Raw genomic sequence first — 3,355 nt, 5'->3', positions numbered from 1 at the left:
ATCTGGCTCGACCGCTGGTTTACCCTTTACTACCACCAACGGCGAATTCTTTCACAATCTCTCCAGCGTGGGAGCAAATCCCGACGCTTCAGCGTCGACAAGCAACCAGGTAGGACCGGCCCAGGCCGACACCTGTCAGCACCCAGGGGTACGGTCCGCTGGAACGGACAAGACGGCGTTCCCACGCTAGAGAGACTGTGAAAGTATTCGTCTTTCCCGAAAACGGTGGGGTAAGCCGCCATATTTCACACTAAATTCTATCTCATGTGGGATTTGGGAGAAGTATTTTCGACCCAAAGTAGACAATTGTGTTGTTCCTTCCCTATGACTCCGAAAATCCAGTAATACTTTCACAGTCTCTGGAGCGTGGGAACGAGCGCTTTGTCCCCTCTCCCCGGCCCTCTCCCGGAGAGGGTGTCGCAAAAGCCCCTCTCCCGCCGGGAGAGGGGTTGGGGAGAGGGGGTCAAAGGGCGAAGATCGGTGCCTTTTACGACACCCTCGGAGGGAGAGGGGGTGCTGCGTGTGGCGTGCCCAACCCACTGCTAGTGGCGATGTTTCCATTCAAACCTTAACCACTACCAGCAGGTGCTTGCCGCATCAATGATGCGGTTCGCTGTGCTCACCGCATATATGGCCCCATCCCGTTTGCAAGGTAAAACACGCATGATTTGGCGAAGGGAAAGGTTGCTGTCATCTATCCGGCCTCTGTCTGGGCATTCAGATGCCCACGGCCTCGCTGGCGATTCGCGCACCTCGCCTGGAACATCCTATCGGCCTCGAAGGCCTCAGCGGTGGAGCCGGTTTGAGCGGTGCCGGTCTGACCTGGCTTGCCATCAGGTGTGTGCTACCTATGCAACCGGTGTTGGTGTACTCCTCACGCGTTTCGTGAGCAGCGCCGAGAGTTGGTTCTCGCTGTCTTCGAGCATCTCCGGCAGCGCCCGCTGCCGCTGCCCCGCCCCCTTGGGCACCACCAGACCATACTCGCCCAGCAAGCCGCGCATTTGATTGACCACGGCCGTACGCGCCTTGACCGCCGCCTGACGCATCCGGTGCAACGCCTGCAAGTCTTGCTGCTCAAACGCCTTGACCGCAACCAAGCGCATGTTGGCTCGTCCCACCGCCTCGCACATGCCCGCCGCATCCTTGTCGTCGTTCTGGTTGCTCTTGACGTAGCCCGTGACCAATTGCGGTGCCATCAGCCGCACCTCGTGTCCTTGCGCGCTCAGCTCGCGCGCCCAATGGGGGGCACCGCCGCACGCTTCCATCCCGATCCAGCACACCGGCAGATTCGCCAGCTCCCGCAACCAGGCACGCCGGCCTACCTTCTTCTTCAGCACCCGTTCGTCCTGCTCGTTGACGCCCCACCGGTGAAAGCTGTTCTTGCCTAAATCGATCCCCAACCGCACCACCGTCTTGCTACCATTCATGGCGGACCCGCCCGCTTCTTTCGATGGGTGTTGTTGACTTACCATCGTGGCGCATTCGACGCCGTCAGTGAAGGGGGATGGGTCCATACCATTATCCTACGGGCTACAGGCTACGGGCTGCCGATAATAGTGAGCAAGCAGGGTCTTCACAGAAGATTTAGCCGCAAATCAACGCACATGAACGCAATTGGATCAGGAACAGTCGATGATGGTGAACCAATTGCGACCGATTTGCGTTGATTCGCGTTCATTTGCGGCAAAAATGATTTCCGATGGAAGAACCGAACCGATGTTATCGGTACTTCGGCATGGCTGTACTTGGGGTCCGGTGGGAATGCAGAAATGACTCAAGCCGCTCTTTCCGACGACATCGCCCGGCGTATCGCCTTGGTCGCCCGCGTCCTGCCGGACCTGGATGTGGCGCGTTTGATCCGAGTCATCGAAGATGCGATCGGGCTCCCGTCCACGGCCCGCAAGCTCGAAGGGCTCGAAATACAGGATCTGAGGACGGCGCTCGGCGGTGAGCTCGCGGACCCGGATACCGGGACCCTGCAGGAGGCGTTGGCTATCCTCAAGGGCGAGTCGGATGCGATTGCGGATTTGGACCCGCCGTCGGTGGAGCCTTACGCGGAAGGGGACATGCCGGATTCGATCCGCGTTGCCTGCGCGTCGGACACGGGCGACCTGCTCGACGGGCACTTCGGCCAGGCCCGGCGTTTCCTGATCTATTCAGGTGTCGGCCCGGGAAGAGCGGCTGATCGATGTGCGCGTCCCTGAGGATGCGCATGGCGACGACGCACAGGCCGGGGATAAAACCGCCGATCGGGTGAGGCTGATCCGGGATTGTCAGCTCCTCTACGTCGCCTCCATCGGCGGTCCGGCGGCAGCCCAAGTAGTCAAGGCGAACAACCATCGCATCAAGGACACGCAAGGTGGCCCGGTCCGCGAGCGTATCATTATCGAGTCGGAGGATGCGAGCGCAAACATCCAGCGCTTCTTAAGCGATTGGGATCGCAGCAGTGCCGGCGAATCCGCCTGTTTCTGCGATTACTAGATCTTGAGCATCCGCGACTATCGAGACACCCAGGGTGACGACCGACTGAGCGCCAAGCCGGTCTGCTGCCGAGCGGAGAGGCACCGGCTCTGCCCGACGTGCTCGTCACCTGCGGGGTGACCCTGGCCAACCTGATCCATGACTTCGATCGGCGCATCGGCTACCACTTCGCCTGGTACTTCCACATGCTGACCCGGCGTCAGGTCTCGTACCAATTGGCCGCGGCGGTACACGCGGACCTGATGGACGGTTTCGACTATCTGCCGGCGCGGGATGTCGCAGTACTGCGGGATTGGTGCGACACCCCTTACAGTGTTTGACCGCCTTGTTTGAGCGCGGGACAGTTTGAACCCCAAAGCCACAAAGGACGCAAAAGCATATAGTTGAGGGGCAAGGAACAAACCCCAACGAGAGAAAAACTACGAATCACACGAATCCCCGCGGATCGATTCGTGCGGATTCGTAGTTTTCCCTGCAGGGCGGCTACAACACCTGGATGAGCTGCGCCCGTCGACGACTCATCCGACTGCAATGAGGCTGCGGTTTCCGGCCGTGGAATGGCCTAGGTTATATTGAGTATGGGAAAAGTGATCTGATCGCTTTTAATGCCTCGCTGACGGATTTCGTTTTCGAGGCCGGGCGGTCCGTCACGGCGGAGGAGATCAACGGTTATTTCAGGGAGGCGGCAGGGGGCCCGCTCAAAGGTATCCTCGGCTATGAGGAGCGGCCCCTGGTCTCGGTGGACTATGTCAACGATGCGCGTTCGTCTATCCTGGATGCGCCCTCGACCTTGGTCGTGAGGGTGTCGCAAAAGGCACCGATCTTCGCCCTTTGACCCCCTCTCCCCAAGCCCCCTCGCTGCGCTCGGCGCAGG

At 60.0% G+C, this 3,355-nt stretch carries 5 protein-coding genes and 1 pseudogene; 5 read left to right on the top strand and 1 reads right to left on the bottom strand.

The window, feature by feature from the left end; all coding sequences use genetic code 11:
- A partial coding sequence (locus tag BQ17_RS22220) for a hypothetical protein (protein ID WP_218067981.1) occupies window positions 1–190 on the top strand: 190 nt, incomplete at its 5' end.
- Window positions 191–848: 658 nt separating this feature from the next.
- On the opposite strand, the gene BQ17_RS00300 is transcribed toward BQ17_RS22220, so the two are convergent.
- Complete coding sequence (locus BQ17_RS00300; RefSeq protein WP_176722221.1) at window positions 849–1,427, bottom strand: IS110 family RNA-guided transposase; 579 nt, start codon at window positions 1,425–1,427, stop codon at window positions 849–851.
- Between the two features lie 342 nt (window positions 1,428–1,769).
- On the opposite strand from BQ17_RS00300, the gene BQ17_RS23015 reads away from it, so the two are divergent.
- The 4 genes and pseudogenes from BQ17_RS23015 to BQ17_RS00285 all read left to right on the top strand — a co-directional run.
- Window positions 1,770–2,204 carry a dinitrogenase iron-molybdenum cofactor N-terminal domain-containing protein gene (locus BQ17_RS23015; RefSeq protein WP_256091421.1) on the top strand — a complete coding sequence of 145 codons (435 nt, stop codon included), beginning with the start codon at window positions 1,770–1,772 and terminating at the stop codon, window positions 2,202–2,204.
- A complete protein-coding gene (locus BQ17_RS23010) occupies window positions 2,191–2,481 on the top strand; it encodes a NifB/NifX family molybdenum-iron cluster-binding protein (RefSeq protein WP_256091420.1) in 291 nt (96 codons plus the stop codon). The genes BQ17_RS23015 and BQ17_RS23010 overlap by 14 nt, the downstream gene beginning before the upstream one ends.
- Window positions 2,482–2,579: 98 nt before the next feature.
- Complete coding sequence (locus tag BQ17_RS00290) at window positions 2,580–2,801, top strand: hypothetical protein (protein WP_089723764.1); 222 nt, start codon at window positions 2,580–2,582, stop codon at window positions 2,799–2,801.
- A gap of 284 nt (window positions 2,802–3,085) precedes the next feature.
- Window positions 3,086–3,292: pseudogene (locus BQ17_RS00285) on the top strand (ArsJ-associated glyceraldehyde-3-phosphate dehydrogenase); the annotation flags it as partial.
- Between the last annotated feature and the right edge of the window lie 63 nt (window positions 3,293–3,355).

This window comes from Candidatus Thiosymbion oneisti, from assembly GCF_900092655.1.
GTDB lineage: Bacteria > Pseudomonadota > Gammaproteobacteria > Chromatiales > Chromatiaceae > Thiosymbion > Thiosymbion oneisti.
The sequence above is the reverse complement of the archived record's forward strand: the minus strand, read 5'-3'. Positions and strand labels throughout refer to the sequence as shown.

What these genes read in the sequence shown, in the direction of transcription:
- BQ17_RS00300 (WP_176722221.1), bottom strand. Translation starts at nt 1,427, where the DNA reads ATGAATGGTAGCAAGACGGTGGTGCGGTTGGGGATCGATTTAGGCAAG.
- BQ17_RS23015 (WP_256091421.1), top strand. Translation starts at nt 1,770, where the DNA reads ATGACTCAAGCCGCTCTTTCCGACGACATCGCCCGGCGTATCGCCTTG.